Here is a 23,928-nt window from a genome sequence, read left to right on the forward strand (position 1 = left end):
CAACGGAACACGACCATGACCGACAAGACCTACAACGTGCTGTTCCTCTGCACGGGCAATTCCGCTCGCTCTATACTCGGCGAATCCATTCTCAATCATGAGGGCAAAGGCCGCTTCCGCGCCTTCTCCGCTGGCAGCCATCCCAAGGGCGGAGTCAATCCACATGCTCTTCGCGAGCTCGAGGCGCTCGGTTATCCATCCGAGGGTTTCTCGTCGAAGAGGTGGGACGTCTTTGCAGAACCCGGCGCGCCCCAGATGGATTTCATTTTCACCGTCTGCGACAGCGCTGCGGGCGAGGCCTGCCCGGTGTGGCTCGGCCATCCGATGACAGCCCACTGGGGTGTCGAAGACCCGGCGGCCGTCGAAGGATCGGACGCCGAGGTGCAGCGCGCCTTCGCGCAGGCCGCGAGATTCCTCAAGAACCGCATCTCTGCCTTCCTCAGCCTGCCGCTGACCTCCATCGACAGAATGGCGCTTGAGCAGAAGCTCCGCCAGATCGGCCGGATGGAGGGTTCGACCGGAACACAGGGGAAGACAGTCTGATGTCCATGTTCGAACGCTACCTGACCGTATGGGTCGGCCTGTGCATCGTCGTCGGGATCGCTCTCGGTCATCTGATGCCCGGTGTATTCCAGACCATCGGTTCGGCAGAGATCGCCAAGGTCAACATTCCCGTGGCGATCCTCATCTGGCTGATGATCATCCCGATGCTCCTGAAGATCGACTTCCGTTCGCTCTCCAAGGTCGGTAGCTACTGGCGCGGCATCGGGGTGACGCTCTTCATCAACTGGATGGTCAAGCCGTTCTCGATGGCCCTGCTTGGCTGGCTATTCGTGGGATGGCTGTTCCGGCCCTATCTGCCCGCCGACCAGATCGACGCCTATATTGCGGGCCTGATCATCCTGGCGGCAGCGCCTTGTACGGCAATGGTGTTTGTCTGGAGCAATCTCACCAAGGGCGAACCACTGTTCACGCTCTCACAGGTCGCGCTGAACGACGCCATCATGATCGTCGCATTTGCACCCGTCGTCGGACTGCTCCTTGGGCTTTCTGCGATCACCGTGCCGTGGGACACGCTGGCGATCTCGGTCGCGCTCTACATCGTCGTCCCGGTGGTAATCGCACAGGTCATTAGAGGACGTCTTACGGCTGGTGGCACGGAGCGCGCGCTCGACGCCGTTCTCTCGAGGCTCCAGCCGCTGTCGCTTGTCGCGCTTCTGGCGACGCTGGTGCTATTGTTCGGCTTCCAGGGCGAACAGATCATCGCGCAGCCGACGATCATCGCCCTCCTGGCTATTCCGATCCTGATCCAGGTTTATTTCAACTCCGGGCTCGCCTATATTCTCAACAGGATTGCCGGGGAGCGCCATTGTGTTGCCGGCCCCTCGGCTCTGATCGGGGCTTCCAACTTCTTCGAACTGGCTGTCGCCGCCGCTATCAGCCTTTTCGGCTTTCAATCCGGGGCGGCGCTGGCGACCGTGGTCGGCGTCCTCATCGAGGTCCCGGTGATGCTCTCGGTCGTCTGGATCGTGAACCGCTCCAAGGGCTGGTACGAAGCTGCGCCCGCCGTCTCCCGAAACACTGCTACGACAAGGACCTGATCATGGACGTCAGCATCTATCACAACCCCGATTGCGGGACCTCGCGCAACACGCTGGCCATGATCCGCCACGCGGGCATCGAGCCAACCGTCGTCGAGTATCTGAAGACCCCGCCGACGCGCGAGGAACTCGTCAAGATGATCTCGGATGCCGGACTGACGGTCAGGCAGGCGATCCGCGAAAAGGGGACGCCGTACGCGGACCTTCGCCTCGACGATCCGAGCCTGACAGACGACCAACTGCTCGACGCAATGCTGAAGGAGCCGATCCTCATCAATCGACCGTTCGTCGTGACGCCCCTCGGCACGAGGCTCGCCCGGCCGTCCGAAGCCGTGCTCGACATCCTGCCCGACACCTTGAAGGGTCCCTTCACCAAGGAAGATGGCGAACAGGTTATCGATCGGGAGGGCAAGCGCATTGTCTGAGACATTCCCGGCACTCAAGGAGGATTACCTCCATCAGCCCGATGTCGAAGCGTTGCGGCCAGCCTTCTCAACGCACAAGCCACGCATCCTGATCCTCTACGGCTCGCTTCGGGAGGTGTCTTACAGCCGGCTTCTTGCTCATGAGGCTCGAAGACTGCTCGAACGCCTCGGCTGCGATGTCAGGGTCTTTGATCCGAAGGGTTTGCCGCTACCCGACGAGTCCGCCGCAACGCATCCGAAGGTGATGGAATTGCGCGCGCTGTCCGAGTGGTCCGAGGGCCAGGTCTGGGTCAGTCCGGAGCGTCACGGGGCGATGACCGGCGTGATGAAATCGCAGATCGACTGGATACCGCTCGCCGTCGGTTCGGTGCGCCCCACGCAAGGACGGACACTCGCTTTGATGCAGGTGTCAGGAGGATCGCAGTCCTTCAACGCCCTTGGGCAGATGCGTATCCTCGGCCGGTGGATGCGGATGATCACGATTCCGAACCAGAGCAGCGTCGCGAAAGCCTATCAGGAGTTCGACGCCGACGGTCGGATGAAGGCGTCGTCGTATTACGACCGTGTCGTGGATGTCTGCGAGGAACTGGTGAAGTTCACCATCCTGACAAGGGACGCGTCCTCCTACCTGACCGATCGTTACAGCGAGCGCGTCGAGGATGCCGCCAAGCTCGAGCAGCGGGTCTCGCTGAAATCTATTTGAGGTTTAGTTCGCCGCCGTCACGGGCCGTCTCGACGATGTCGCGACGGCGACGAACAACGGAATACCGAGAACGCCAAACAAGGCGTTGGCGAACAGGGCGACACCGATACCGAGGTTCTCCATCGCGGTGGAAAAGACAAACGGAGCCGCGGCGCCGACGGCGAGTCGAGCGGCCGCCATCCTCCCCGTGATCGCCCCGTATGGAATGCAACTCCGGGGACAGTCGATCCCGATTTCCGCCGTCTCGGCGGCGCTTTGCTAAATCTCCTGCGGCTGTCCCGGGAACCGGAGTTGCATGCGCGAATTCCCGAACCGTGGCTATGCCACCGCTATGCTCGGTTCTCCGATATGCTCTTTGCCCATCGATCAGTGTTCGCTCATGGCAAAACTAGGCTTCATTGTCTTTCGCCAAGGTTTGAAGCCTGCGGATTTCATCTGCGCATTCAAAAAGCAGGTGCGCTGCAACAAGATCGTGCCCGTTGTCGAGCTCTTTCATCATTCGCGTGATCTGCGCGAGAGATGCGGCCGTTAGAGGTGCGACGTTACCCTGTTTTTGCACGATTTCCCGCTGGCCGGCGATCGTTTCAAGGGCACGTTCAATCAATCTGCGGCGCTCGGACGGTGGCAGCTTAGCCACGTGGTTTGCAGCCGCGTAGAGTTCACTGACAAAACTTGCACTTGACGACATCCCTTATCGTGAGGGCTTGCGGAAGCGACGTCAATGATGCTGGTTCGTATCCGGGGCCTGGCTTTGGATGGCGCGCAGTGACCTCCCGCATATTTCTGGCGGAGCCGGACGATCAACGCGTGCATGTGGTAGTAGGGGCTATTGAGTACAAGCGATGCCGCAGTAGACAGGAACCATGGCAACACAGATCGACATGTTTTCGAATGAACCGGATGATATCCCGGCGGGACCGGATCGCGATCTCAAACCGACGTCGCCTTCACTTTCGTCGATTACGGCACAATTGGTGACGTGATTGGCATCCATGGCGGCCTTCGCTAGGCCTCTCGTCTCATCCCGGCAGAAATTACCCGGCTTACCGGTATCAGCAACCAGATGGTCGAAGGCGGTCATCGACATAACGCCGTTGCGAGGCTTGATCGACCAGGCTGACTTGATCATCGCCCACAATACTAGCTTCGACCGGCCCTTTTGCGAGGCATTCGCTGATGGATTTGCCGGGCGGCCTAGGCCTGCCCAAACTCCGACATAGACTGGAAATCCCGTGGCTACGAAAGCACGAAACTCGGTTGCCTGATCGGCCATGGGGGGTATTTCCATGACGGCATCGTGCCATCGACGACTGTTTCGCGCTGCTCGGGGTTTTGGCGGCCAAGACGAGCGGGTGCGCGGCCACGGCTTTTGCCGAGCTCTACCAGGAAAGTCAGACATCGCGCGTCCGGGTTCTTGCAGAAAACAGCCCGTTCGACATGAAGGATGCTCTGAAAGCCAGAGGTTATCGCTGGTCAGATGGGAGCGACGGGCCCTCGAAGTGCTGTGGACTGAAGTAGGGGAGAACGCGCTTGAAGATGAGCTTCGTTTTCTTCGCAGCGATCTGTCGATATCCGGACGCTGCCCCGCCAATCAAGCGCCTGACGGCTTTTGACCATTTCCGAGCATAGCGGAACGATTTTGATAGGCTTTTGCGAAAACCGCTTGGTGCCAAGCGCGCGGTCTTCGCCTGCCTGTCAACGGACGTGTCTCATCAAAAATGAAAAATCTGAGAGCGAATTTCTCGAAAAAAGCCGCCATCCGTTTCCAGATGGCGGCGCAAACACGGTTAAATTATGCGCGCCTCAAATATAAACTGCATTAGATAATGCATTTTCGTCAGCGCTTATATACCAACAGATTTTTAGGGGTCTTTCAATGCACATTGTTGGCCGAATTGTTCGCTTGTATAACAATGCGTGATCGAAGCCACGCTGCCGCGTCCGTCAGCGGGAAACCGCTGTGCCTCATTCGAGGATGTCCGCATCGAGGCAAGCCGTGATGAAATGCGCACGGGATAGTGCCGTTCCGACATGCCCGCGCAGGGCGTCCTGGCAGGATTTGCGGGCTATCTTGTAGGACGGCCCTTTAAGGCCTCTCCAGCGCGTCACGAGGAAAGCCAGCGCATCTCCAGGACCAACGATGGTGTCTATCCGCCCATCGGCTGCGATCACGCGGACGGAATACTCCCATCTTGTTCGAAGATTGATGCGAATGATCTCTGTCATTGGCTATGTAACGAGGATGTCGGCTTCCACGCATGCCGCAATGAAGTCGTCGCGAATGGCCGCGGCGGAGACCCGCCTACCAAGTGCTGCCATGCAGAGCTTTCGTGCGCGCTCGAAGTGTTCGCCGCGTTCCTTCGGCCACCGTTGCGTCATGGTGTTCAAAGCCGATTGCGGACCGCCTATGTCGACGGAGATGCCGTGTCCGATACGGACCCGCACGGGCTCCGCCCAGCTGATGTTGCTGCAGTTCATTTCTGTTTCGATAATCATTTTGATGCTCCTCCCAGAGCTGCTCGAATAACTCAAAATGCTAATGTTTGTTCCGTCGCTCTGCGTCGAGATAACTGGGAACCAATCGGTCTGCTGTGTGTTTAAAGCCGCCGGATAGTTGGTTCCCCTGCTGCCGGTCCAACTCACTTTCAGGAGCTTTTTTATGAATCTTCGTCCGATCGCTGCCGGCCTTGTTTTTTCTCTTCTCGCAGGCGCCGCTGTCGCGCAGACTGCCGCAGCATCCGGAGCTGACGCCGCGCTCACCGGCCCTGGCATAACGATGGGCACTGCCGCCACCATTCCGCTCAAGTACGTGAACATTCAGGATACCGACCTGATGACCTCGCGTTTGATCGGCATCGACATCTACAACAAGCAGAATGAGACGATTGGTGAGATCTCCGATGTCGTTATCGGCGACGGAAAGTCGGTCATTGGTATCGTTGCCAGTGTCGGTGGCTTCCTCAGCATCGGCGAGAGCTATGTGGTCCTCGATCCGGCATCCGTTGCCCTTGCCGAAGTCGAGGGAACCTGGAAAGCCTTTGTCGACACCACGAAGGACGATCTCTCGAATGCCCCCAAGCTCGATTATTCGAAATTGAAGAAGTAACGGTCCGGGCAGGCTGGGGCGGGCTTCGAGCTCGCCCCAGCCTGGTTTTCTGGCCTCGTTTTCCGTGCAGCGAACCGCTCCCGTCTGGCAGTCCCGTTCCATGTGCAAACGGGACAGTGCATCCATCGATGGAATAGCCAATGATCGACCAGATTTCTGCCATCGGCCAGTCCTTCGACGCGCTGCCGCATCTCGGTGCGCTCGTTACTGCCTATCTCCTCGCGCTGCCGATCGGATGGGATCGCGAAAAGAGTGAACGGAGCGCCGGTTTGCGTACCTTCCCTCTCGTTGCGATCGCCAGCTGCGGCTTTATCCAGGCGACGGAAACCCTGACGGCAGGCAATCCAGAAGCGACCGCCCGTATCGTCGAAGGATTGATCACCGGAATGGGCTTCATCGGCGGTGGTGCGATCCTGGTGGTAAGCAAAAGTGTCCGGGGAACCGCGACGGCCGCCAGTCTTTGGGCTACGGGCGCAATTGGAACCGCTGTTGGATTGGGCGCCTACGATATCGCGCTCGTCCTGTCGATCATGACTTTCCTGACGTTGCGGATGACGGCGAGTTTCAAACCATCGGACGACGCGGCTGACAAACCTGCATCAAGTCCTGGCGATGCCACCAAAACAAGGAATTCCGATCCCGTCTGATCGTTTCCTGTGTTCGGGCGTTTGTGGCGTTTGCTCTCCAGATAGACCTACCGCGACAGCCGGATATCGCTTGTTATGACCGGGCGGCCGGTCTTTGGGTCCTTGTCGATCGTTTTCAATCTTAGGCCCCTGGCGCCGATCTTTTCGATGGTCATCTGCGCCGTTCGGTCGCCATTGATCACCCGGCTCCAACGCACGGTGAAGTTGATTGCGTTGCCGGTGCGCGAGCCCGTCAATTGGGATGGCCGGCCCGACGGTCCGACATAGGTGCCACTGTATCTCGTGCCGCTGGCCTTGATGTCGGCGGAGACGGCCCGCCTGACCACCACCAATCCACGGCACTGACCCGACATGGAAAGAGACGTGCCACGCGCCCTGCTGTCGAACGTGCATTTGACGTTGAGCGGCCGTGAGCCGATTGCGGTCGTCACCGAGCCACTGCCGGACCAGTTCCCACTGATCGACTTCAAGAATTGTGCTTCATCGGCCAAAGCCGGCGTGAAAGTGAGGAATAGCGTCAGCCCAAAGGCACTGATTGCGGAAAGTTTCATGTGGTCGCCTCCGGGCCTTGGAAACCATCTCCAAACAGCTCTTGCCCACAACGCGCCGCCAGCCGCCCGGTTCCCGCGCGTTCGTGGGGGACGTCACCGGACAAGCTATTTGGTGGTGAAGAACGTCAGAAGCACTTTTCCCTTTTCCCCGACGAGGCAGACGAACCGATCGGCCTTTCCGGCAGCGCCGTTCCGCTCGATATAGGCTTCCCCCAGAATGACCGTTTTGACAGCAACGTCCTCAACCTTGGTGTCAGCTGCGCTGATCGCATGACTTTCGGCGTCGAAAACCAGGCCGGTAATCTCTGATGACTGTGCTTGCAGGGCGACAAGACCGGTCGACCTGCAAGCGGTCACTGCCGGATCTTCGACGGTCTGAGCCGGCGCTGGACCGGCCAACAAAAGAGACGACATCGCTGCCATCAGGTATCGCTTGAATGCCATTGGGTTTCCCTTCGCTGCCAAAAGAATATCGGCGGGGCAGGTCCGCGACACCAAACGCATCCGGCGCCACACTGTTCCCTCGTCGATACGGGCAACAGAACAATCTGGGCAGGTCCCATGCCGACGTTTGTTCCCAGGGGCCCGCTAAGGTCGCCAACATCCTATGGCCAAGGGCGGGGAGATTTTCAGAAATTACCCGCTCCCAACAGATAGCCATCATTGCGAGCCGCGCTATCTGGAACAAGGGAACAGGACAGAGCATGGAGTAAACCGGGATAATGCCATCAGTGTCGGACGTCGAAAAGAACGAACCTGGCCGTGGCCGCGATGCCGAAACCCCCAATGAAATTCCGGTGAGGGGACTTCGGGATGTTTTCTGGCGCGTATCCACTGAAGTCTTGGAAGACCGTGTAACCCTTATTGCGGCCGGTGTGACGTTTTACATCTTGCTGTCTCTGTTCCCCGCACTTGGCGCCCTGGTATCGCTTTATGGCTTCATCGCCGATCCCGGCACGATGGCCAAGCATATCACCTTCGTTGCGGACATCCTGCCTCCCGGGGCCTTCGACATCATCCTCACACAGCTCAACATTCTCGTTCAGGCCAAGACGTCCACCTTGAGCGTAAGTTTCCTTGGCGGCCTGGCGATCGCCATCTGGAGCGCCAACAGTGCAATCAAGGCATTGTTCGACGCGGTGAACATCGCCTACGGCGAAGTAGAAAAGCGCGGTATCGTCCGCCTCAACCTGATCTCGCTTGCCTTTACGGGGATCGGCCTGGTGCTCGCCGCTTTCTTTATCGCGGCGCTGGGTGGTGTTCCCGCCGCACTTTCGTATGTCTGGCTCGATCGCTGGCAGGAAACTCTGATCAGCGTTCTTCGCTGGCCGGTCGTCCTTGCCGTCATCGCAGGTGCCGTTGCATTGGTCTATCATTTCGGGCCAAGCCGCGAGCCTGCAAAGGCCCGTTGGCTAACGTGGGGAGCCGTGTTCAGCACGCTCCTCTGGCTGCTGGCTTCGATCCTCTTTTCCTATTATCTGACGACATTCGCCAACTATGACGCAACCTATGGCGCGCTCGGCGCGCTGATAGGCTTCATGATCTGGACGTGGATTTCCGTAATCATCGTCATCGTCGGGGCCGAATTGAATGCGGAACTCGAGCACCAGACCGCCCGCGATACGACGACTGGACCCCCAATGCCGATGGGAAGCCGGGGTGCATACGTCGCCGATACGGTCGGCGCTTCTGTGGATTGATGGCGCCGGCTACTGTTTTGGTTCTTGGAGCAACGGCGCGGCGGGAACATTGCGGACCGTTGCGGGTTTTCAGTCAGGATCATTCATCCCAAGACATCGGGGCCATGTTGAAGATCGCCACGTACAATGTGAACGGCGTCAACGGCCGTCTCGACGTCCTCCTGCGCTGGCTTGAGGAGGCGGCACCGGATGTCGCTTGTCTGCAGGAGCTGAAAGCGCCCGATGAAAAATTCCCCGCAAAAGAGCTTGAAAGAGCCGGGTATGGAGCGGTCTGGCAGGGGCAAAAATCATGGAATGGCGTCGCCATCCTTTGCAAGGACAGGGAGCCGCTTTTGACCCGGCAGGGACTTCCCGGCGGCGCCGATGACAAGCAAAGCCGCTACATTGAAGCGGCGATAAGCGGTATGGTGATCGGGTGCATCTATGCGCCGAACGGCAATCCGGCGCCAGGCCCGAAGTTCGACTACAAGCTTGGCTGGCTTGACCGGTTTAGCCGTTATGCCGGCGAACTGTTCGCACTGGATGTACCTGTCATCCTTGCAGGGGATTATAACATCATCCCGACGGACCTGGACGTCTATAAGCCGGAGCGCTGGCGAGACGACGCGCTCTTCAGGGTCGAGGTGCGCCAAGCCTTTCACAAACTCGGTGCAATGGGCTGGACTGATGCGTTGCGCCACCTTCATCCTTCAGAGCGGATCTACACGTTCTGGGACTATTTCCGTAACGCCTATGGGCGCAATGCCGGTCTTCGGCTCGATCATTTTCTTATCAGCCCCGATGTGGCGAAAAGACTGAGTGCTGCAGGCATCGACAAACATGTTCGCGGCTGGGCGCACACGAGCGACCATGCGCCCGCCTGGATCGACCTCGAAGACGGTTAGGATCGTCCGCAAAAGTGCAGACAGATATGGCCCAGGATTTGCGCATGCATATCGGCCGGTCTTGGCATCGGCTTTGCCCGCAATGGACGAAGGATTTTCCCAACCGAAACTTAGAGCTTCTAAAGGTGAGGGGAGTGGATTTCAGGATCGGCAAGAGGGTCGCGTGGAAGATGGAGGATCCAACCGCATCGCGAGATGGTATCATCGAGATTTCCCGCTCGCTGGTCAGGCCGTTGAAGAATGGTGCGGCGGAGCCTTTCCATCCCCGGATTGCTATCGAGGACGACTGCCAATCTCCTGCTGTCCCTAACGTTTACTTGTTGATCTCAACCCAGACGTCGTAGCCACAATGGAAGCAACAATCGGTGGGAACCTCCGTCACCATTCCACACTGCTTACACCCAACAGACCCTTCAAGGGTCGTGCCCCGTTTAACCAATTTCGGCGGATCAATTTCCCAAGGCGGAACGATGGGTAATCCCGGTTTGGGATTCTTTGCCAAGAATATGCTTAAACCGCCATTGGTTTCGACATAGGCGCGGGCGACCTCACCGAGGTTTTCTACGCCCTGCCTACGTAGCTGCTGGAAAAGCTCGCTTTGACTAAACGTCGTGCTCGCGATAAACGCCTTGCAAACCACACCATCACGGATGGCCTCCTCTGGCACGCCATCGATCACAGTCTCGGCCCGCGCGCTCTTCGCGATGAACAGATCCAGCGCTTTATTCGCCAAGACCACCATCGTGATGACAAGCAATGCGTGAAGAAGCGGGACGTCCGGGTAAAACATCGAGTCGCCCACGGCCGATCCCAATGCGATAACCAGCAGGAATTCAATTGTTGAAAGTTGACCGATCGTTCGACTGCCCAGCCAGCGCAGAAGGGCAAGGCAGTAAACGTAGATAATGATGGTTCGGAATGCGATTTCAAATAAGAACTCGAGCGGAGCGTCGCCCACCAGCATCCGGTTCCAATCAAACGCCTGAATCGCTTCTTCCATGTCTTCCCCCAATGGTGGAGGCGAAACGTTCAAAGTCTATATGTGTTCCTTCTGCTCCGTTAGTTATGTGCGTGAGGTCGCAGGATCGGGTACTGTGCGATCACAGTAGCGTATTTGGGGGTTTAGATCTCTGCTGTTGCCTAATGGGAATGGCACGGTTCGCCCTCCTATCCTGAGACGACGTCTGGAACGCCGACCGGGAAGTCACAGCCACGCGCGTTCGATCTTCCGATACGCAGCTAATTCGGCTCTGCAGCGGGCGCGATTTCTGTTTGAGCCGGTTGCGGCAAAGGTGCAGCCTGTCGCCCGTCATCTGATGGTGTCGAAGACGAAGTGGTATCTCCGTTTGCGGGGCCTTGTATCATCGTGCCAGCGCCGGGCATTTGATCGGTCCCGACGGGTTGAGGCGTCACCGCGCCATCTGCAGCTGTAACCCGCCAGACGGTGTTGCCGGCATCGTCTGCGATAAGCAAAGCGCCAGTGCCGTCTATACCCAGGCCGACGGGACGGCCTCTGGCCTGATCACCGTTGATGAAACCGGTGACGACATCTTGCGTCTTGCCGGCCGGTTTTCCGTTTTCGAAGGGAATGAAAGTGACCCTGTAGCCGTTGAAGGCGTGACGGTTCCAGCTGCCATGTTCGCCGACAAAAGCACCGTTGGCGTAAGGCGCGGGCAGGGCGGAGTTCAGGGAGAAGGTGAGGCCCAGCGCCGCCACATGGCTTGAGAGCGCATAGTCTGGCTTGGTTGCCTTCTCAACCATGTCGGGCCGCGGCGGGTGAACGCGGGCATCGACATGATTTCCGTAATAGCTCCACGGCCAGCCATAAAAGCCGCCCTCCTTGACCGAAGTCGCATAGTCAGGGACGAGATTAGGCCCGAGCTCGTCACGCTCGTTGATGACCGCCCAAAGCTGCCGGCTTTCGGGGTTGAACGCAAGCCCGTTCGGATTGCGCAGGCCTGAGGCAAAGACGCGGGCAGCACCCGTCTGGCGATCCACCTGCCAGATCGCGGCGCGGCCTTTTTCCGCCTCCAGGCCGTTCTCGACGATATTGGAGTTCGAACCGACCGACGCGTAGAGAAATCGGCCGTCCGGGCTCAAGGCAAGATCCTTGGTCCAGTGATGGTTGATCGGGCCGCCCGGAAGCGGGGCAAGCACCTTCGGCGCGGCGGTGATGGCGGTTTCGCCAAGCTTGTAAGGATAGGCAAGAATTGCGTCGCTCGCTGCAATGTAGAGCGTGTCATCGATCCAGGCGAGACCGAAGGGTGAGTTGAGCGCTTTCAGCAGATCATAGCGTTCATCGACCGCACCATCCCGATCGGTATCGCGCAGCAGCGTGACAATGTTGCTTTCCTTCTGTTCACCGCCTCCGCCATGGGCCATCGCCATGATCCAGCCGCGGAGGAAATCCTTAGGCCGTGATTGAATTTCACCCTGCGGCGCGCGAGATTGAACGATTAGCACGTCGCCGTTCGGCAAAGTGTGAACCGTCCGCGGATTGGCGAAATCCTTCGCATAGGCTGTAATTTTCAGACCGGCTGGTACCGTTGGCGTCTCGTCTTGCCTCCAGCCGATGACCTCGGCCACTTTCATATCCGGTAAAAGCTCGGAAGACGGCTCGGGAAGAACGGGATCGGCACCGATTTGCTGGGCGGTATCGAACGCCTCGGGAGCCTGGTTGCAGGCAGAAAGTGCCATTGTCGAAGCGGCTAGGAGAAGGATCGATGAACGGAGCGAAAGGTGGGTCATGGCATTCTCCAGTTCAAAGCGCGTTCCGATCGGGCCGCGAAGACAAGCGTCAGCAAGATGATGAGAAACGTTGCGGCCGAGAGCGCCAGACCGTTCGGCACGACGGCCGTCCAACCGTCGCCGGCATGGACGAGACCGTTGAGAACGGCCAGCGCGAGAATAACCAGAAAACCGAGGATCTCCGGTAAGCGCGGCCGCAGCAGGCGGGTCGAGGGACGCAGGAGATCGATGAGGCCCGCGATGATCGCAATCGCCCCACCGATCAGCCCCGCAAACAGCAGCCACGCGGAAAAGTTCTGCCACATGAGATTAACCGTTTGCCAGAACAGGATATCGGTCGCGAGTGCCAGCGCGAAACTGACCAAGGGGATAGGAACGAACAATCGCTGAAGCGGATAGCCTCTGGAGTATGTCTGCGAGCGTTGCATGGATATCCCCCGCGCAATCGGAACCGATCCAGCCATACGGTTGAGAAGCCGATTTGTTCCAAGGGGATGCGTTAATTCCGGCTGGCGCCGTAATAGGCTGCGAGCGCCCGGATATCCTCGCCACTCAGGCCCGCCACCGCCTGTGTCATGACGTCAGCGAAGGGGCCGCCGCCACGGATTCCAGCTTTAAAGAGGCGGAGCTGGTTTTCGAGATAGGCTGCGGGCTGCCCGGCAAGACGGGGGTAGGCGGGATTGATGTCGGCTCTGTCGTGACAGGCGGCACAGGCGGCAATACCCCGAGCCTTATCTCCTACTTCCGCAAGCGTTCTGCCGCGATCGATTGTCCCGGAAAATGGTCCGGACCGTTCCGGCGTGGTTTGGCGGGCAAAATAGGCAGCCAGGTTTCCACGGTCCTCATCCGATGTCTGCGACAGCGCGGCCTGCATGACCCCACTTGGCCGTTTTCGTGAGACAAATGCCTTGAGGCTGTCGCGAAGATAGGTTTCAGATTGACCGGTAAGCTGCGGGATAAGACTGGTCTGGTCTAGCCGTTCGGATGAATGACAGCCCTCACAGGTTTTCATGAGATGTGCAAAGTCTCGAGACTGGGTGGCGGAGAAGGCGGCAAGGCGGCGATAGGTAGTAGTGTTCATCTGTGGGTAGGCCCGCACGAAGGCCACCATCGCCCAGACCTCATCTTCCCGCCCCACTGCCGGCCAGGCGGGCATGCCGGTATAGCGTACGCCATGCCGGACAATCTCGAATAGCTCTGCATCGCTCCAGCTTCCGGCGACATCTTTCAGGTCTGGTGGCGGTGGTAGCATGTTTGCAGCCGCGGCCGGGCGCGGCATGGCGGGGGAGCCGTGACAGCCGGCGCAGCCGATCTCGTAATGACCGGCGGCAAGCGGCAACATGGCCGGCGTGAAGGCGGGAGGCTCCGTTCCAAGCGAGGCAGTGCGTACCGATGATCGCATGACCCAGTGCAGGAACCAGTCCGTGACCCGCCAATGCCCGGTGCTGGCGCGAATATCGAGAAGGCCGGACCATGCGAAGAGCATGCCGGCTGCGGCCAGTGCCAGAATTGCGGCGATGATCCGCTTCCAATCCAAAATCATCGGCAGTGCTCCGAGGATGTGGGCTTCAGAATATCGGCAAGCAGAATGACGGCTCCGATCAGATAGGCGGCGGCGCCGACCATCAGCATGATCACGCCGCCGAGTTGCTGATCGGCTTCCCGGCTGAGCGTGATCCCCAGACAAATGACATCGCCTGCGCCATAGAGGGGGCGAGGCGCAAGTGTCAAAAGGACGCCAAGCAATGTCATATGGATCGAGGTGAACAGCAGGCCGACAATGCCCGCGAGCCGCCGAGGCCCCTCAGCTTGCGGCCGGAAACACGCCGCCCAGAGCAGAATACCGGCGAGGAGGAAACTAGCCTGCTCCGCGATCATGGCATCAGCGCGGGTTTCTGCCAGTTTTCTCATGGCTGGCACATGCCAAACCCAGACCACCACCAGCTCGATTAGCGAAGCGAGGATCGGTCCGGAACGACCGAGATGTGGGGTCGGATCAAACCGGGTGGCGCTGATCGCCACGGCCAGGAATGGCGCTGCTATGGTAACGGTCGTCATGTGCACGATCATGTGGGCGACCAGCGAGCCGCTGCTCCAGCTCAGTGTAAGAAGCACAAGGGCGAGCAACAGGGCGGTTATGCCTGCTGTGAGAGGCGCTGTTTTCATCGGGCGCAAACCTCGATGAACAGCAGCGGAACCGAAACGAAGATGACCGCAATGAAACTGAGGCCGGAGAGCAACAGCGTTGCAAAACCCTGAAACAGCAATCGGTCGTGGCGTGTGGGCGCGTCATGGGGCGGATCACCACTGCCAAAGCCCCATTGCCGCCACGAAAGCCAGGCTGCGGCGAGAATGGCGACCAGTGCCACGACGGTTATGGCAAACAGGCTCAGGCGAAGCGCGTCAAAGGAGAAAGGAGCCTCTGATGCCTTCGCGCAATAAATTGCCGCTGCTGCATAACAGGCAAGGAAATGCAGCGCCCAGACGACCGGCCCGGTAAACAGCGTCCACAGCGTTTCTACTTCCCTGGGGATCAGGCGCATCACCGCACCTCCGGAAACAGGCCGAGCACCCCAAAGGATATCATTGCCGTGATCATGAGGAAGTGCCAGTAGAGCATGACATTGCGCAGATCGGCATCGTAGCTCGCCGTCAGCCGCCCGGCAAAGCTCCCGGCCAGGCAGTAAAGTTGCATGATGATGGCGACGAGGCCGTGCAGAACGGTCCACAGGGAAATGACCCAGACGATTGCGGGATAGACATGGACAGTCGGCTGCATGTCATGCAGGTAGGGCCCGGCCAGCCCGGCGAGACAGGCCGCAAGCGTGATAGGGACAGAACCGAGAAGCGATAGTCGCGCCATCCACACCCGATCGTTCGCATTGGCATGACGGGCAAGCAGCATGGCGAGCCAGGCAAGGGCGAAGAGCGCGACCGCCACGATCGGCCAGCCCGCACCCGGGCCGGGCAGACCTGCGGTGAAATCCGGATGGATCGTCCAGTAGAAGAAATAGCCGAACATCAGGCTGGCAAAGGCCGTGCCATCCCCGGCCATGGTGATGAACATCGCCCACCAGCCGACGGAGGCCGGGCCGGAAACATAAAGCGGCAAGGTGACACCGAGCCCTATATCTCTCTCGTTCCGTTTGGGGATTTCGCTTGTTCCCGTCCACAGCCATATCAAGATTGCGCCAAGTGTCACGATTCCACACAGCACTGTCAGCAGCCACCAATGAAACGTGAGCGCGATGAAGACGCCTCCAAGCGAGAGCGCCGAGATTATCGTGAGGTAGGATGTGCCGCCAACGCGCAGGCATTGCACCGGGTCGGCATCGAGCACGGATGTCACAAGCGTTTCGCGCCGGCCATCCTGCGTGTCCGGAAGATAGAAGCGGCCCTTGTTGATGTCGTCGATCAGTCCCGGCTGGTCCCAGAGCGGGTAGCGGCTCTTGATAATCGGGATGGAGCGGACGCCCCAGTTTTCCTCCGGCTCGCTGATCCATTCCAGCGTTCCGGCATTCCACGGGTTCATCTTCCCCTTCGGTTCGCGGTGCTTGGGGCGCAAGATGTCGATGACGACGAGGGCGACACCGGTGGCAAAGATGAAGGCGCCGACGGTGGAGATCAGGTTCAATAGGTCCCAGCCGACCTCGGCGGGATAAGTGAAGACCCGGCGCGGCATGCCGCGCAGGCCGGTCAGGTGCATTGGAAAGAAGGCGACGTTGAAGCCGATGAACATGAGCCAAAAGGCAATTTTGCCCAGTCTGTCGGAAAGTTTGCGCGCGTTGATCAGGGGATAATAATAATAGATGCCCGCCAAGACTGGAAAAAGCATACCGCCAATGAGAACGTAGTGCAGGTGCGCGACGACGAAGTATGTGTCATGCGCCTGCCAGTCGAATGGCGCGAGCGCCACCATCACGCCGGTCAGCCCACCGATGACGAAGATCGCAAGTCCACCTGCACCGAACAGCATCGGCAAGGAAAAGATTACCCGGCCAGCCAGCATGGTGGCGATGAAAACGAAGATTTGCACGCCCGTGGGAATGGCGACCGCTTCAGACGCAGCCGAGAAAAAGGCGAGCGAGATCTGCGGCAGGCCAGTGGTGAACATGTGATGCACCCAGAGACCAAAGCTTAGGAAACCGGTGCCAACCGCCGCAAGAACGATCCAGGAATAGCCGATGATCGGACGCTGGGCGAAGGTCGGAACGATCATCGCCATGAGGGCGATGGCGGGTAAGAAGATGATGTAGACCTCCGGGTGGCCAAAGATCCAGAAAAGATGTTGCCACAGCAGGGGATCACCGCCGCGCTTCGCATCGAAGAACGGCCAGTCGAACATCCTCTCCATTTCGAACAGGATGTCGCCGGCGATCAGCGGCGGAAACGCAAAAAGGATCATGCCCCCGACGATCAGCAGATACCAGGCAAACAATGGCATCATGTTGATGCGCATGCCGGGCGCACGGCACTTCATAATACCGACGATGATTTCGACTGCTGCAGCGATCGAGGCGACCTCGATGAAGGAGAGGCCGAGCAGCCAGATATCGGCGCCGATGCCGGAATATTCCTTGTCGGTCGCAAGCGGTGGATACATGAACCAGCCGGAATTGGGGGCCGCATTGAAAAAGATCGATCCGCAGACGAAGACTCCCCCAAGCGCGAAACTCCAGAAACCGAAGGCGGAGAGCCTGGGGAAGGGCAATTCGCGTGCCCCCAGCATGGAGGGCAAAAGGAAGATCGCCACAGCCTCGAAGATCGGCACGGCAAACAGGAACATCATGACGGTGCCGTGCAGGGTGAAGGCCTGATTGAACATGTCCGCGGACAGGAAGTCGTTGTCGGGCACGGCGAGTTGCAGTCGGACCAGAAGAGCAAGTACGCCCGCAAAAAGCATGAAGATGAAAGCGGCCGATCCATACCACAGGCCGATCTGGGTGTTGTTGACAGAAGTCCAGTAACGCCATCCTGTGGGATTGGCCCAGACGCGGCGCAGGTCCTCCTCCTGCACGTCGGCTGTTCTTTCCGAGGATGCCGCGTTCGTCATTTGAGCCCCCCGAGATAGCGGGCCATGTCGTCGATCTCGCGCTGAGGCAGCATGTCGAAGGCCGGCATTTTTGCGCCGGGCTTGACCGAGACAGGCGAGCGGATGAAGCGGGCGATATTCTCCGCCGTATTGGCAAGCGTGCCGGCGCCGATCGAGTGGCGAGCGCCGATCAGGGTTAGGTCAGGCGCGGTTGCTCCGCCGATTTTCTCGCCGCGCAGAGAATGACAGCCGAGACAGCCGTGCCGTAGCATCAGTTCCCAGCCTTGATCGGCGGATCTTTCGTGGCCGGAAATCTGGCGGCGGCGCCAGACTTCGAAGTCCTCCTGTTCCATGACAACGACGGAAAAGGCCATGTAGGCGTGGGACGTACCGCAGAACTCGGCGCAGGGCGCGCGGTAGATGCCGGTGCGTTTCGGTGTCAGTGTCAGGAAATTGGTTCTGCCGGGGATCATGTCCATCTTGCCGCCGAGTGCGGGGATCCAGAAGGAATGAATGACGTCTGTCGCATCGAGTGAAAACGTCGCCGGCTGCCCGACGGGTAGCCGGATTTCGTTGGCGGTCTCGAACGCTGGATTGCCGTTGACGCCAGGATATCGGATGCGCCACCAGAACTGCTCGCCAGTCACCTCGATTGCCCCATCCGTACCCGCGAGCGAATTCCATGGACGAACGACCGGCATCAACCAGACCGCGTAGCCGAGCAGGGCGAGAAGCACGACGACTGGAAAGGCGACGCCGCCCCAACCGATGAGGGCGCTGGCCTGTGCCGGCGGCCACGATGTTTGTCGATGCCGCGCCGCGTAAATGTAGAGAGCCGAGACGCCGAGCCAGATTGCAACGCCGCCGATAACCATGACGATAAAGAGGCGATAGACCGCTTCCGACTCCTCTCCGGAGGGATCGAGGGCGGATTGTTGTCCGCCGCAGCCTACCAGAATGAGTGCGGTGAAGGGGAGGAGATATCGCAGGATTGTCGGAGCCTCCCCTTGTGTTCGACCTTCTAAGCTTTCCGATATGGAGCGGCGCAAGCCGAGGGCAAGGTGCCTTACAAAACCCAGCTCGCCGGGAACCATTGCGATCCATGATCGTTCGCCTCCCAAAGGAAGGAGCAAATCATGTCAATCGAAGACTATGCAAGGTCCTTGCTGGCCGAAATGGGAGCGAAGTCCGATACAAAACCGGCAGACGCAGTCGAGCCAGAGGAGGGCAAGCGGCAAAAACCCGAGCCGAACAAGCCTGATCCTCAGGAGGTTCAGTACCCGGGTTACTTCGAAGGAAGCGGCAGCCTCTGACTGCCAGCGCAAACCAGAAGCATCTCCTCGGCCCAAGGTACTTGCGTGCGCGCCGCCCAGATCAGGAACACATCCTCGACTGCTCATGTGTTGAGGCCGATCGAAGGAGCTTTCGGCTCACCCACGATAAAGAGCCCCGCGTCAGCCGGATGAAGAAAATGCGTTGTCGGTGCACCGCAGAAAATCGTTGCCGCGGCCACGTCGATCACGAGCAGAGACGCGTGAGGAGCTGATTTTGCAGTTCAGCTTGGGCCGGCGTGGCGCGTCGTCGATTCTGACGCTGGTCAACCGTGTCCAAACGGGCAGCTCACCGGCTCCGTCACCGGAGTGACGTTGCGTTGAGAGCGAAATGCTGCAGATCTCTCGTAGGCCAGCTTTCTGAGCCGCATGATTGAGCCCAGAGGTTGGTGCGCTGCAACGCCGTTCCAGGGGCTGAAGCGCATGCCATCATCGACAGCTCCCGCACGTTGCTCATTCCACGCGGGCTGCGGCCCTGCAACGATGCGAGCGACGGTGACGAATGGGCTCTTCGCCTCATCCCAGGCATCCACACCTTCGATCGGCATGTTGTCGAGGTCAGTGCAGAGTTGCGCCCGCTGATGCCACACGGCTGTTTCGCTTTCAAAAAACGCCTGGACGCCGTGCCGTATGACATCTGCGTCTTGCGACGTATCAACTCTGCGGTCAGCCAGGGCCTTGAGATTGTCCGAGGCAGGAACGATAGCGTATTTGGCGATGTAGCGGCCGTGGCGCAGCGGTAGTTGGGTAAAGAAGCTATCGCCGAGAATATGCGTCTCGGGATTGCCGCCAAGCGCCTTGAGCAAGGCGCTTTCGGTGCCAAGCGTTTCAAGTGTGCCTTCGACCGCCTTCAGGATGCTGGCAAGAACTTCCTTCGTGCCTTCCAGGCGGTCGGTCGTGGCGGCGAGCAACTTGAGATTTTTCAGGAAGGCCTTTCCACTCGGGGAATTGAACTCCTTGCCGTTCACCATCACGAAATCCTGGCTTGTAGAGACTTCAGAACCGGCCAGCCGCTCGCCATCGACATTCATGATCTTCAGCGCCATGCCACGCGGCGTCGAAACGCTGTCATGCAGGAGGTCGCCGGGTGTCGTTGAAAGACGGATGATGGCCGCATGTGTACCGGGCTTTGCAAACACGCCCTGCGCCAGCTCCGGCGCCAGGTCGTTGAGGATTTCAACTTTTGCTTCGATCAGTCCGTGGCTCTTGGCATGGACCGAGCGCATGGCATGACCGCTGTCGGCATAGGTCTTTTCCGAAATTGACAACATGGTCGTCGCCAGTTCACGCGCTGTTTCAGGTTCGTCCGGCTGAAGAGCCTCGACATCAGGCGAAAAGGGAAGAGGTGTGACGGGCATTTTGCTGATCATTGGTCTGTCCGTTCTGTAAGAATTTTGTCCAGCGTAATCGGAAAGCTGCGGATGCGCTTGCCCGTCGCGTGGAAGATGGCGTTGGAAACGGCGGCCGCGACGCCGACAATGCCAATCTCACCAAGACCCTTGACGCCGATCGGGCTTGCCTTGTCGTCGTCCTCATCCACGAAGATCACGTCAATATCCTCGATATCGGCGTGGGCTGGAACATGATACTCGGCGATATTGTGGTTCATGATGCGGCCGGTGCGGTGATCGACCATGCCTTCCTCATGTAGCGCAGAGCCGATGCCCATGACGACGCCACCCAGGATCTGGCTGCGAGCCGTCTTCGGATTGAGGATGCGCCCGGCGGCAATGGCGCTGACCACCCGGGTCACCCGCACCACGCCCAGCTCAACGTCGACCCGGACTTCCACGAAGACCGCCGAATGGGTGTAGGCAGCAAACTTGCGCATGGTCATCATATCGGGACCCACCTTGGCATGTTCCTCGATACCGGAAAGGCCCGCGCGTTCCATGATCTCTGAAACGGGCATGCCGATCTGATGGTTCGCCTCCAGCACCAGCCGGCCATCGGCGATTTCAACCTGTTCTACCTTGGCTTTCGCGAGTGGAGAGGTTTCGAGTTTCTGCGCATGTTTCAGCAACGTGGCAATCACCGCTTTGGAGGCTGCCTGTACCGCCGAACCTGTCGAGGCTGCTGTCCAGGAGCCGCCCTGCACTCCCGTTTTCGGGAGGGTGGATTCGGCAATCCGGACTGTCACATCGCGCAGCGGAATATCGAACGCATCGGCGCTCAGTTGGGCGAGGATCGTATAAGTCCCCGTGCCAATATCTGAGGCCGCCGCCGATACCGTCACCTTGCCATCGCCGGAAAGCCGGACGTTGGCTTCGGCCGGCGACATCGTGGCCTCCCATATGCCGCTTGCCATGCCCCAGCCGATCAACTCATGTCCTTCACGCATGGATCGCGGCTCGAGGGAACGTCTCGACCAGCCGAAGCGGGCTGCCCCCTCGCGGAAACAGGCGTGCAGAGCCTTCGAGGTAAATTCCTTGTCCTGCATCTGGTCTCGGTGAGCGAAGTTTTTGACACGAAGCTCAAGCGGGTCGATGCCGCAGACGTAGGCCAGCTCGTCCATTGCTGTTTCCAGCGCCGTTACCCCAGTTGCTGCACCAGGTGCGCGCATATCTCCTGGCGTTGACACATCGAGCTTGGCTATCTCATAGCTGATCTTGACGTTGTCGCATTTGTAAGCGAGCGCCGACCAGTTGGCGACGTTCTCCTGATAATCCTCGTAGCGCGACGTTGCATGGACCGCGTCGTGCATGACGGCCGTCAGACGCCCTTCCTCATCGGCTGCAAGAGAGACGGTCTGAAAGCTTGATGGGCGCCAGGTCAGATAGAACATCTCGCGACGGCTCATCTCGGCCTTGATCGATCGCTTCAAATCGAGACTGGCCATAACCGCGAAAAAGAGCTGGTGCTTTGGCCGGAGGGCTTGCCCGAAGGCGCCACCGACGAAGGCATTCTTGACGACCACTTTATCCGGATCGAGACCAAAGACCTGACAGATATATTCGTGCGAATTCTGCGACCCTTGGGTCTTGTCGTGGATCGTCAGTTCGCCGTCCTTTTTCCACAGAACCGTTGTGGCGAAAAGCTCCATCGGGTTGTGATATTCGCCACTCATCTCGTAATCGGACGAGATGCGATGCGGCGCTTCCTTAAATGCCTTTTCGGCGTCCCCGCGCGGCGGCGGCGGTACGAGCTGCTTCATGCGCGGAACCGGGGGCGCATAACGGTTGGAGAGCTCGTTGCGCAAATCCGTGTGCGGACGAGCGGCCGCGTAATGGATCTTGATAAGGGCCGCGGCATCGCGCGCCGCCTCGAAGGTTTCGGCGACCACAAAGGCAACCGGCTGACCGTCGAAGAGGATGCGGTCGCTTTCCAAGGGGCGCAAAGGATGGCCGGGGAGGGCCACTTCATCTTTCCATTTGCTGTCGCGCCATGCCGTATCAGGCCTGTTTTCGTGGGTGTAGACCTTGATCACGCCTCCAAAACGTTCGGCATCGGTCGCATCGATCGCAAGAATTCGTCCCGTGGCGATGGTCGCCGGCAGGACATACCCGAAGAGCATAAATGGCTCATAGTGCTCGGCAGCATAGGGCGCGCAGCCGCTGACTTTCAACGGGCCGTCGATGCGGGCTGTCGGCACGCCGACCACTTTGGATGGATTGAGCATGGTCTGGGCTCCCGGTTATTGTATTGCTTTTACGGTCTGGTCCTGCGGCGTTCCCGCCGCAGCTTGGCGCAGCGCCCGGATGATCGCGTTGCGGGCGAGCGATATCTTGAAATCATTCTGCCCTTGGCCCTTGGCGCCGATCAGTAGCCGCTCGGCGATTTCCCGGAACGTGGATTCGCCTATCGCTCGATCGGCGAATTCGCGCTCCGCAAGCGTGTCCCGCCAAGGCTTGTGGGCTACGCCGCCAAGCGCAACACGAAGATCGATGATGCGGCCCTTGTCGATTTCGATGGCTGCGGCAACGGAAACGAGCGCGAAGGCATAGGACAGGCGGTCGCGTATCTTCAGATAGGTGTGGTTCTGGCCGAAAGGATTGGGGGGCAGTCGCAGGCCAGTAATGATTTCGCCGGTCTGCAAGGTGTTGTCCCGTTGCGGCTCATCGCCTGCAAGCCGGTGAAAATCAAGAAAGGCGATTTCTCGCGCGCCCTGCGGCCCTTCGACCTCAACCACCGTGTCGAGTGCAGCGAGCGCAACACACATGTCTGAAGGATGAACAGCAATGCAAGCCGGGTTAGCCCCGAGAATGGCGTGGATGCGGTTCACACCGCCAATTGCAGAACAGCCCGACCCGGGAGCGCGTTTGTTGCAAGGCGCAGCAGTGTCGTAGAAATAGTAGCAGCGGGTACGCTGGAGCAGGTTTCCACCTGTCGTGGCCGCATTTCGAAGCTGCGGCGACGCGCCGGCAAGGATGGCGCTGGACAGTAGCGGAAAGCGAGCTTTCACGCGCTCGTCGTACGCGACAGCCGAGTTGCTGGCGAGGGCTCCGATGCGCAAGGCCCCATCGGGAAGATCGGTAATCTCCTTCAAGGGCAGGCGGTTGATATCGATGATCATGCCCGGATGCGTGACCTCGTATTTCATCAGATCGATCAGATTGGTGCCGCCGGCAAGTAGTTTTGCATCCGGGTTTTGTGCAAGCGCCGCAATGGCTTCCTTTACGGTTTCAGCGCGGTTGAAAGAAAAGGGTCTCATTCCGCAGCCTCCTTGACGGGCCGGATTCTTTGCGTGTCCATGACCTCCTCGATGGCATCGGCGATATTGGTATAGGCGCCGCAGCGGCACAGATTGCCGCTCATCAGTTCGCGGATCTCAGCACGGGACCGGGCGTGGCCTTCTTTGACCAGGGCCACGGCGGAACAGATCTGCCCGGGGGTGCAATAACCGCACTGATAGGCGTCATGTTCGACAAAGGCTTCCTGCATCGGATGCAGCCCGTTTGGCGAACCGAGGCCTTCGATAGTGATGATGCCGGCGCCATCCAGAGATACGGCGAGCTTCAGGCAGGAATTGATGCGCTCGCCATCGACAAGAACCGTGCAGGCGCCACACTGTCCATGATCGCAACCCTTTTTTGTGCCGCTGAGCTCAAGGGGACCACGCAGAAGATCGAGCAGCGTTGTCCACGGGTGGAGGGTAAATTTCTGTCTCTCGCCGTTAATCGAAAGCGAGATATTGCAGACCGGAAGATCGGGGGAGCGCGCATCTGCCATGGACAATTCCTTTCACATGTGAAGGAAGCGT

Annotated in this window: 26 protein-coding genes and 3 pseudogenes; 11 read left to right on the forward strand and 18 right to left on the reverse strand. The window is 59.2% G+C overall.

Going from position 1 to position 23,928, the window contains the following annotated elements; genetic code table 11:
• The first annotated feature begins 15 nt into the window (after window positions 1-15).
• The 4 genes from ASD36_RS07780 to arsH are packed head-to-tail and all read left to right on the forward strand — an operon-like array spanning window position 16 to window position 2,729.
• Entirely contained in the window at window positions 16-543 is a 528-nt protein-coding gene (locus ASD36_RS07780) for an arsenate reductase ArsC (RefSeq protein ID WP_060509678.1), read from the forward strand.
• A complete protein-coding gene (gene arsB, locus ASD36_RS07785) occupies window positions 543-1,601 on the forward strand; it encodes an ACR3 family arsenite efflux transporter (protein ID WP_060509680.1) in 1,059 nt (352 codons plus the stop codon). The genes ASD36_RS07780 and arsB overlap by 1 nt, the downstream gene beginning before the upstream one ends.
• 2 nt (window positions 1,602-1,603) lie before the next feature.
• The gene (gene arsC, locus ASD36_RS07790) at window positions 1,604-2,026 is read left to right on the forward strand and encodes an arsenate reductase (glutaredoxin) (protein ID WP_060509682.1); all 423 of its coding nucleotides are present in this window, start codon (window positions 1,604-1,606) and stop codon (window positions 2,024-2,026) included.
• Window positions 2,001-2,729 carry an arsenical resistance protein ArsH gene (gene arsH / locus ASD36_RS07795; RefSeq protein WP_244489766.1) on the forward strand — a complete coding sequence of 243 codons (729 nt, stop codon included), beginning with the start codon at window positions 2,001-2,003 and terminating at the stop codon, window positions 2,727-2,729. The genes arsC and arsH overlap by 26 nt, the downstream gene beginning before the upstream one ends.
• A gap of 3 nt (window positions 2,730-2,732) precedes the next feature.
• Here arsH and ASD36_RS30495 read toward each other — a convergent pair.
• Window positions 2,733-2,930, reverse strand: a pseudogene (locus ASD36_RS30495) (MFS transporter); the annotation flags it as partial.
• Window positions 2,931-3,117: 187 nt separating this feature from the next.
• Window positions 3,118-3,417, reverse strand: coding sequence for a hypothetical protein (locus tag ASD36_RS30500; RefSeq protein WP_156393818.1), 300 nt, complete (start codon window positions 3,415-3,417; stop codon window positions 3,118-3,120).
• A gap of 252 nt (window positions 3,418-3,669) precedes the next feature.
• Here ASD36_RS30500 and ASD36_RS31280 point away from each other — a divergent pair.
• A pseudogene (locus ASD36_RS31280) lies at window positions 3,670-4,358 on the forward strand (3'-5' exonuclease); the annotation flags it as partial.
• Window positions 4,359-4,694: 336 nt separating this feature from the next.
• On the opposite strand, the gene ASD36_RS07810 reads toward ASD36_RS31280, so the two are convergent.
• Window positions 4,695-4,901 carry a DUF982 domain-containing protein gene (locus ASD36_RS07810; RefSeq protein WP_162252441.1) on the reverse strand — a complete coding sequence of 69 codons (207 nt, stop codon included), beginning with the start codon at window positions 4,899-4,901 and terminating at the stop codon, window positions 4,695-4,697.
• A gap of 57 nt (window positions 4,902-4,958) precedes the next feature.
• Window positions 4,959-5,225 carry a DUF982 domain-containing protein gene (locus tag ASD36_RS30895; protein ID WP_060509688.1) on the reverse strand — a complete coding sequence of 89 codons (267 nt, stop codon included), beginning with the start codon at window positions 5,223-5,225 and terminating at the stop codon, window positions 4,959-4,961.
• A gap of 163 nt (window positions 5,226-5,388) precedes the next feature.
• On the opposite strand from ASD36_RS30895, the gene ASD36_RS07820 reads away from it, so the two are divergent.
• Window positions 5,389-5,835 carry a PRC-barrel domain-containing protein gene (locus ASD36_RS07820; protein ID WP_060501685.1) on the forward strand — a complete coding sequence of 149 codons (447 nt, stop codon included), beginning with the start codon at window positions 5,389-5,391 and terminating at the stop codon, window positions 5,833-5,835.
• Between the two features lie 140 nt (window positions 5,836-5,975).
• Window positions 5,976-6,482, forward strand: coding sequence for an MgtC/SapB family protein (locus tag ASD36_RS07825; protein WP_060509689.1), 507 nt, complete (start codon window positions 5,976-5,978; stop codon window positions 6,480-6,482).
• A 47-nt stretch (window positions 6,483-6,529) separates the two neighbouring features.
• Here the strand turns inward: ASD36_RS07825 and ASD36_RS07830 are convergent, their stop codons facing one another.
• Together ASD36_RS07830 and ASD36_RS07835 are read right to left on the reverse strand one after the other, a co-directional pair.
• On the reverse strand, window positions 6,530-7,033 hold the full coding sequence (locus tag ASD36_RS07830; RefSeq protein ID WP_060509690.1) for a hypothetical protein: 504 nt from the start codon (window positions 7,031-7,033) through the stop codon (window positions 6,530-6,532).
• Between the two features lie 105 nt (window positions 7,034-7,138).
• Window positions 7,139-7,477, reverse strand: coding sequence for a hypothetical protein (locus tag ASD36_RS07835; RefSeq protein ID WP_060509691.1), 339 nt, complete (start codon window positions 7,475-7,477; stop codon window positions 7,139-7,141).
• A 278-nt stretch (window positions 7,478-7,755) separates the two neighbouring features.
• Between ASD36_RS07835 and ASD36_RS07840 the strand changes: the two genes are divergently transcribed.
• From ASD36_RS07840 to ASD36_RS31285, 3 genes and pseudogenes are all read left to right on the forward strand, one after another.
• Complete coding sequence (locus ASD36_RS07840) at window positions 7,756-8,733, forward strand: YihY/virulence factor BrkB family protein (protein WP_060509693.1); 978 nt, start codon at window positions 7,756-7,758, stop codon at window positions 8,731-8,733.
• Window positions 8,734-8,840: 107 nt separating this feature from the next.
• On the forward strand, window positions 8,841-9,617 hold the full coding sequence (gene xth, locus ASD36_RS07845; protein ID WP_060509914.1) for an exodeoxyribonuclease III: 777 nt from the start codon (window positions 8,841-8,843) through the stop codon (window positions 9,615-9,617).
• Between the two features lie 36 nt (window positions 9,618-9,653).
• Window positions 9,654-9,856, forward strand: a pseudogene (locus ASD36_RS31285) (LysR family transcriptional regulator); the annotation flags it as partial.
• Window positions 9,857-9,930: 74 nt separating this feature from the next.
• Here ASD36_RS31285 and ASD36_RS07850 read toward each other — a convergent pair.
• The 8 genes from ASD36_RS07850 to coxB form a co-directional block, all read right to left on the reverse strand.
• Window positions 9,931-10,617, reverse strand: a complete 687-nt coding sequence (locus ASD36_RS07850) for a YetF domain-containing protein (protein WP_060509696.1) — start codon at window positions 10,615-10,617, stop codon at window positions 9,931-9,933.
• A gap of 239 nt (window positions 10,618-10,856) precedes the next feature.
• Window positions 10,857-12,365, reverse strand: a complete 1,509-nt coding sequence (locus ASD36_RS07855; RefSeq protein WP_060509698.1) for a sorbosone dehydrogenase family protein — start codon at window positions 12,363-12,365, stop codon at window positions 10,857-10,859.
• Entirely contained in the window at window positions 12,362-12,793 is a 432-nt protein-coding gene (locus ASD36_RS07860; protein WP_082562713.1) for a DUF2231 domain-containing protein, read from the reverse strand. The genes ASD36_RS07855 and ASD36_RS07860 overlap by 4 nt, the downstream gene beginning before the upstream one ends.
• Before the next feature lie 71 nt (window positions 12,794-12,864).
• Entirely contained in the window at window positions 12,865-13,908 is a 1,044-nt protein-coding gene (locus ASD36_RS07865; protein ID WP_060509700.1) for a c-type cytochrome, read from the reverse strand.
• Window positions 13,905-14,531 carry a cytochrome c oxidase assembly protein gene (locus tag ASD36_RS07870; protein WP_060509702.1) on the reverse strand — a complete coding sequence of 209 codons (627 nt, stop codon included), beginning with the start codon at window positions 14,529-14,531 and terminating at the stop codon, window positions 13,905-13,907. Before ASD36_RS07870 ends, ASD36_RS07865 begins: the two co-directional genes overlap by 4 nt.
• Window positions 14,528-14,908, reverse strand: a complete 381-nt coding sequence (locus ASD36_RS07875; RefSeq protein WP_060509704.1) for a hypothetical protein — start codon at window positions 14,906-14,908, stop codon at window positions 14,528-14,530. The genes ASD36_RS07870 and ASD36_RS07875 overlap by 4 nt, the downstream gene beginning before the upstream one ends.
• The gene (gene ctaD, locus ASD36_RS07880; protein WP_060509706.1) at window positions 14,908-17,418 is read right to left on the reverse strand and encodes a cytochrome c oxidase subunit I; all 2,511 of its coding nucleotides are present in this window, start codon (window positions 17,416-17,418) and stop codon (window positions 14,908-14,910) included. The genes ASD36_RS07875 and ctaD overlap by 1 nt, the downstream gene beginning before the upstream one ends.
• Window positions 17,415-18,491, reverse strand: a complete 1,077-nt coding sequence (gene coxB, locus ASD36_RS07885) for a cytochrome c oxidase subunit II (protein ID WP_082562703.1) — start codon at window positions 18,489-18,491, stop codon at window positions 17,415-17,417. The genes ctaD and coxB overlap by 4 nt, the downstream gene beginning before the upstream one ends.
• Before the next feature lie 42 nt (window positions 18,492-18,533).
• On the opposite strand from coxB, the gene ASD36_RS30505 reads away from it, so the two are divergent.
• Window positions 18,534-18,710 (forward strand): hypothetical protein, encoded by a 177-nt coding sequence (locus ASD36_RS30505; RefSeq protein WP_156393819.1) that lies wholly within the window; start codon window positions 18,534-18,536, stop codon window positions 18,708-18,710.
• Window positions 18,711-18,994: 284 nt separating this feature from the next.
• Here ASD36_RS30505 and ASD36_RS07890 read toward each other — a convergent pair whose 3' ends face one another.
• From ASD36_RS07890 to ASD36_RS07905, 4 genes are read right to left on the reverse strand one after another with little or no spacing between them, the layout of a single operon-like run.
• Window positions 18,995-20,098, reverse strand: coding sequence for a catalase family protein (locus ASD36_RS07890; protein WP_060509710.1), 1,104 nt, complete (start codon window positions 20,096-20,098; stop codon window positions 18,995-18,997).
• On the reverse strand, window positions 20,095-22,347 hold the full coding sequence (locus tag ASD36_RS07895) for a xanthine dehydrogenase family protein molybdopterin-binding subunit (RefSeq protein WP_060509712.1): 2,253 nt from the start codon (window positions 22,345-22,347) through the stop codon (window positions 20,095-20,097). The genes ASD36_RS07890 and ASD36_RS07895 overlap by 4 nt, the downstream gene beginning before the upstream one ends.
• 15 nt (window positions 22,348-22,362) lie before the next feature.
• Window positions 22,363-23,379, reverse strand: coding sequence for a xanthine dehydrogenase family protein subunit M (locus tag ASD36_RS07900; RefSeq protein ID WP_060509713.1), 1,017 nt, complete (start codon window positions 23,377-23,379; stop codon window positions 22,363-22,365).
• A complete protein-coding gene (locus ASD36_RS07905) occupies window positions 23,376-23,897 on the reverse strand; it encodes a 2Fe-2S iron-sulfur cluster-binding protein (RefSeq protein ID WP_060509718.1) in 522 nt (173 codons plus the stop codon). The genes ASD36_RS07900 and ASD36_RS07905 overlap by 4 nt, the downstream gene beginning before the upstream one ends.
• Window positions 23,898-23,928 lie beyond the last annotated feature (31 nt).

This window comes from Rhizobium sp. Root1334, from assembly GCF_001426665.1.
Taxonomy (GTDB): Bacteria; Pseudomonadota; Alphaproteobacteria; order Rhizobiales; family Rhizobiaceae; genus Pararhizobium.

Excerpts from the sequence above, each read along its gene's own strand:
- ASD36_RS07825 (WP_060509689.1), top strand. The coding sequence starts at position 5,976 with ATGATCGACCAGATTTCTGCCATCGGCCAGTCCTTCGACGCGCTGCCG.
- ASD36_RS07820 (WP_060501685.1), top strand. The coding sequence starts at position 5,389 with ATGAATCTTCGTCCGATCGCTGCCGGCCTTGTTTTTTCTCTTCTCGCA.
- ASD36_RS30895 (WP_060509688.1), bottom strand. The coding sequence starts at position 5,225 with ATGATTATCGAAACAGAAATGAACTGCAGCAACATCAGCTGGGCGGAG.
- ASD36_RS07855 (WP_060509698.1), bottom strand. The coding sequence starts at position 12,365 with ATGACCCACCTTTCGCTCCGTTCATCGATCCTTCTCCTAGCCGCTTCG.
- ASD36_RS07890 (WP_060509710.1), bottom strand. The coding sequence starts at position 20,098 with ATGATCAGCAAAATGCCCGTCACACCTCTTCCCTTTTCGCCTGATGTC.
- ctaD (WP_060509706.1), bottom strand. The coding sequence starts at position 17,418 with ATGACGAACGCGGCATCCTCGGAAAGAACAGCCGACGTGCAGGAGGAG.
- ASD36_RS07905 (WP_060509718.1), bottom strand. The coding sequence starts at position 23,897 with ATGGCAGATGCGCGCTCCCCCGATCTTCCGGTCTGCAATATCTCGCTT.
- arsC (WP_060509682.1), top strand. The coding sequence starts at position 1,604 with ATGGACGTCAGCATCTATCACAACCCCGATTGCGGGACCTCGCGCAAC.
- ASD36_RS07895 (WP_060509712.1), bottom strand. The coding sequence starts at position 22,347 with ATGCTCAATCCATCCAAAGTGGTCGGCGTGCCGACAGCCCGCATCGAC.
- ASD36_RS07835 (WP_060509691.1), bottom strand. The coding sequence starts at position 7,477 with ATGGCATTCAAGCGATACCTGATGGCAGCGATGTCGTCTCTTTTGTTG.
- ASD36_RS07865 (WP_060509700.1), bottom strand. The coding sequence starts at position 13,908 with ATGATTTTGGATTGGAAGCGGATCATCGCCGCAATTCTGGCACTGGCC.
- ASD36_RS07850 (WP_060509696.1), bottom strand. The coding sequence starts at position 10,617 with ATGGAAGAAGCGATTCAGGCGTTTGATTGGAACCGGATGCTGGTGGGC.
- ASD36_RS07900 (WP_060509713.1), bottom strand. The coding sequence starts at position 23,379 with ATGAGACCCTTTTCTTTCAACCGCGCTGAAACCGTAAAGGAAGCCATT.
- ASD36_RS07875 (WP_060509704.1), bottom strand. The coding sequence starts at position 14,908 with ATGCGCCTGATCCCCAGGGAAGTAGAAACGCTGTGGACGCTGTTTACC.
- ASD36_RS07870 (WP_060509702.1), bottom strand. The coding sequence starts at position 14,531 with ATGAAAACAGCGCCTCTCACAGCAGGCATAACCGCCCTGTTGCTCGCC.
- ASD36_RS30500 (WP_156393818.1), bottom strand. The coding sequence starts at position 3,417 with ATGTCGTCAAGTGCAAGTTTTGTCAGTGAACTCTACGCGGCTGCAAAC.
- coxB (WP_082562703.1), bottom strand. The coding sequence starts at position 18,491 with ATGGTTCCCGGCGAGCTGGGTTTTGTAAGGCACCTTGCCCTCGGCTTG.
- ASD36_RS07830 (WP_060509690.1), bottom strand. The coding sequence starts at position 7,033 with ATGAAACTTTCCGCAATCAGTGCCTTTGGGCTGACGCTATTCCTCACT.
- ASD36_RS07860 (WP_082562713.1), bottom strand. The coding sequence starts at position 12,793 with ATGCAACGCTCGCAGACATACTCCAGAGGCTATCCGCTTCAGCGATTG.
- arsB (WP_060509680.1), top strand. The coding sequence starts at position 543 with ATGTCCATGTTCGAACGCTACCTGACCGTATGGGTCGGCCTGTGCATC.
- ASD36_RS07780 (WP_060509678.1), top strand. The coding sequence starts at position 16 with ATGACCGACAAGACCTACAACGTGCTGTTCCTCTGCACGGGCAATTCC.
- ASD36_RS30505 (WP_156393819.1), top strand. The coding sequence starts at position 18,534 with ATGTCAATCGAAGACTATGCAAGGTCCTTGCTGGCCGAAATGGGAGCG.
- ASD36_RS07840 (WP_060509693.1), top strand. The coding sequence starts at position 7,756 with ATGCCATCAGTGTCGGACGTCGAAAAGAACGAACCTGGCCGTGGCCGC.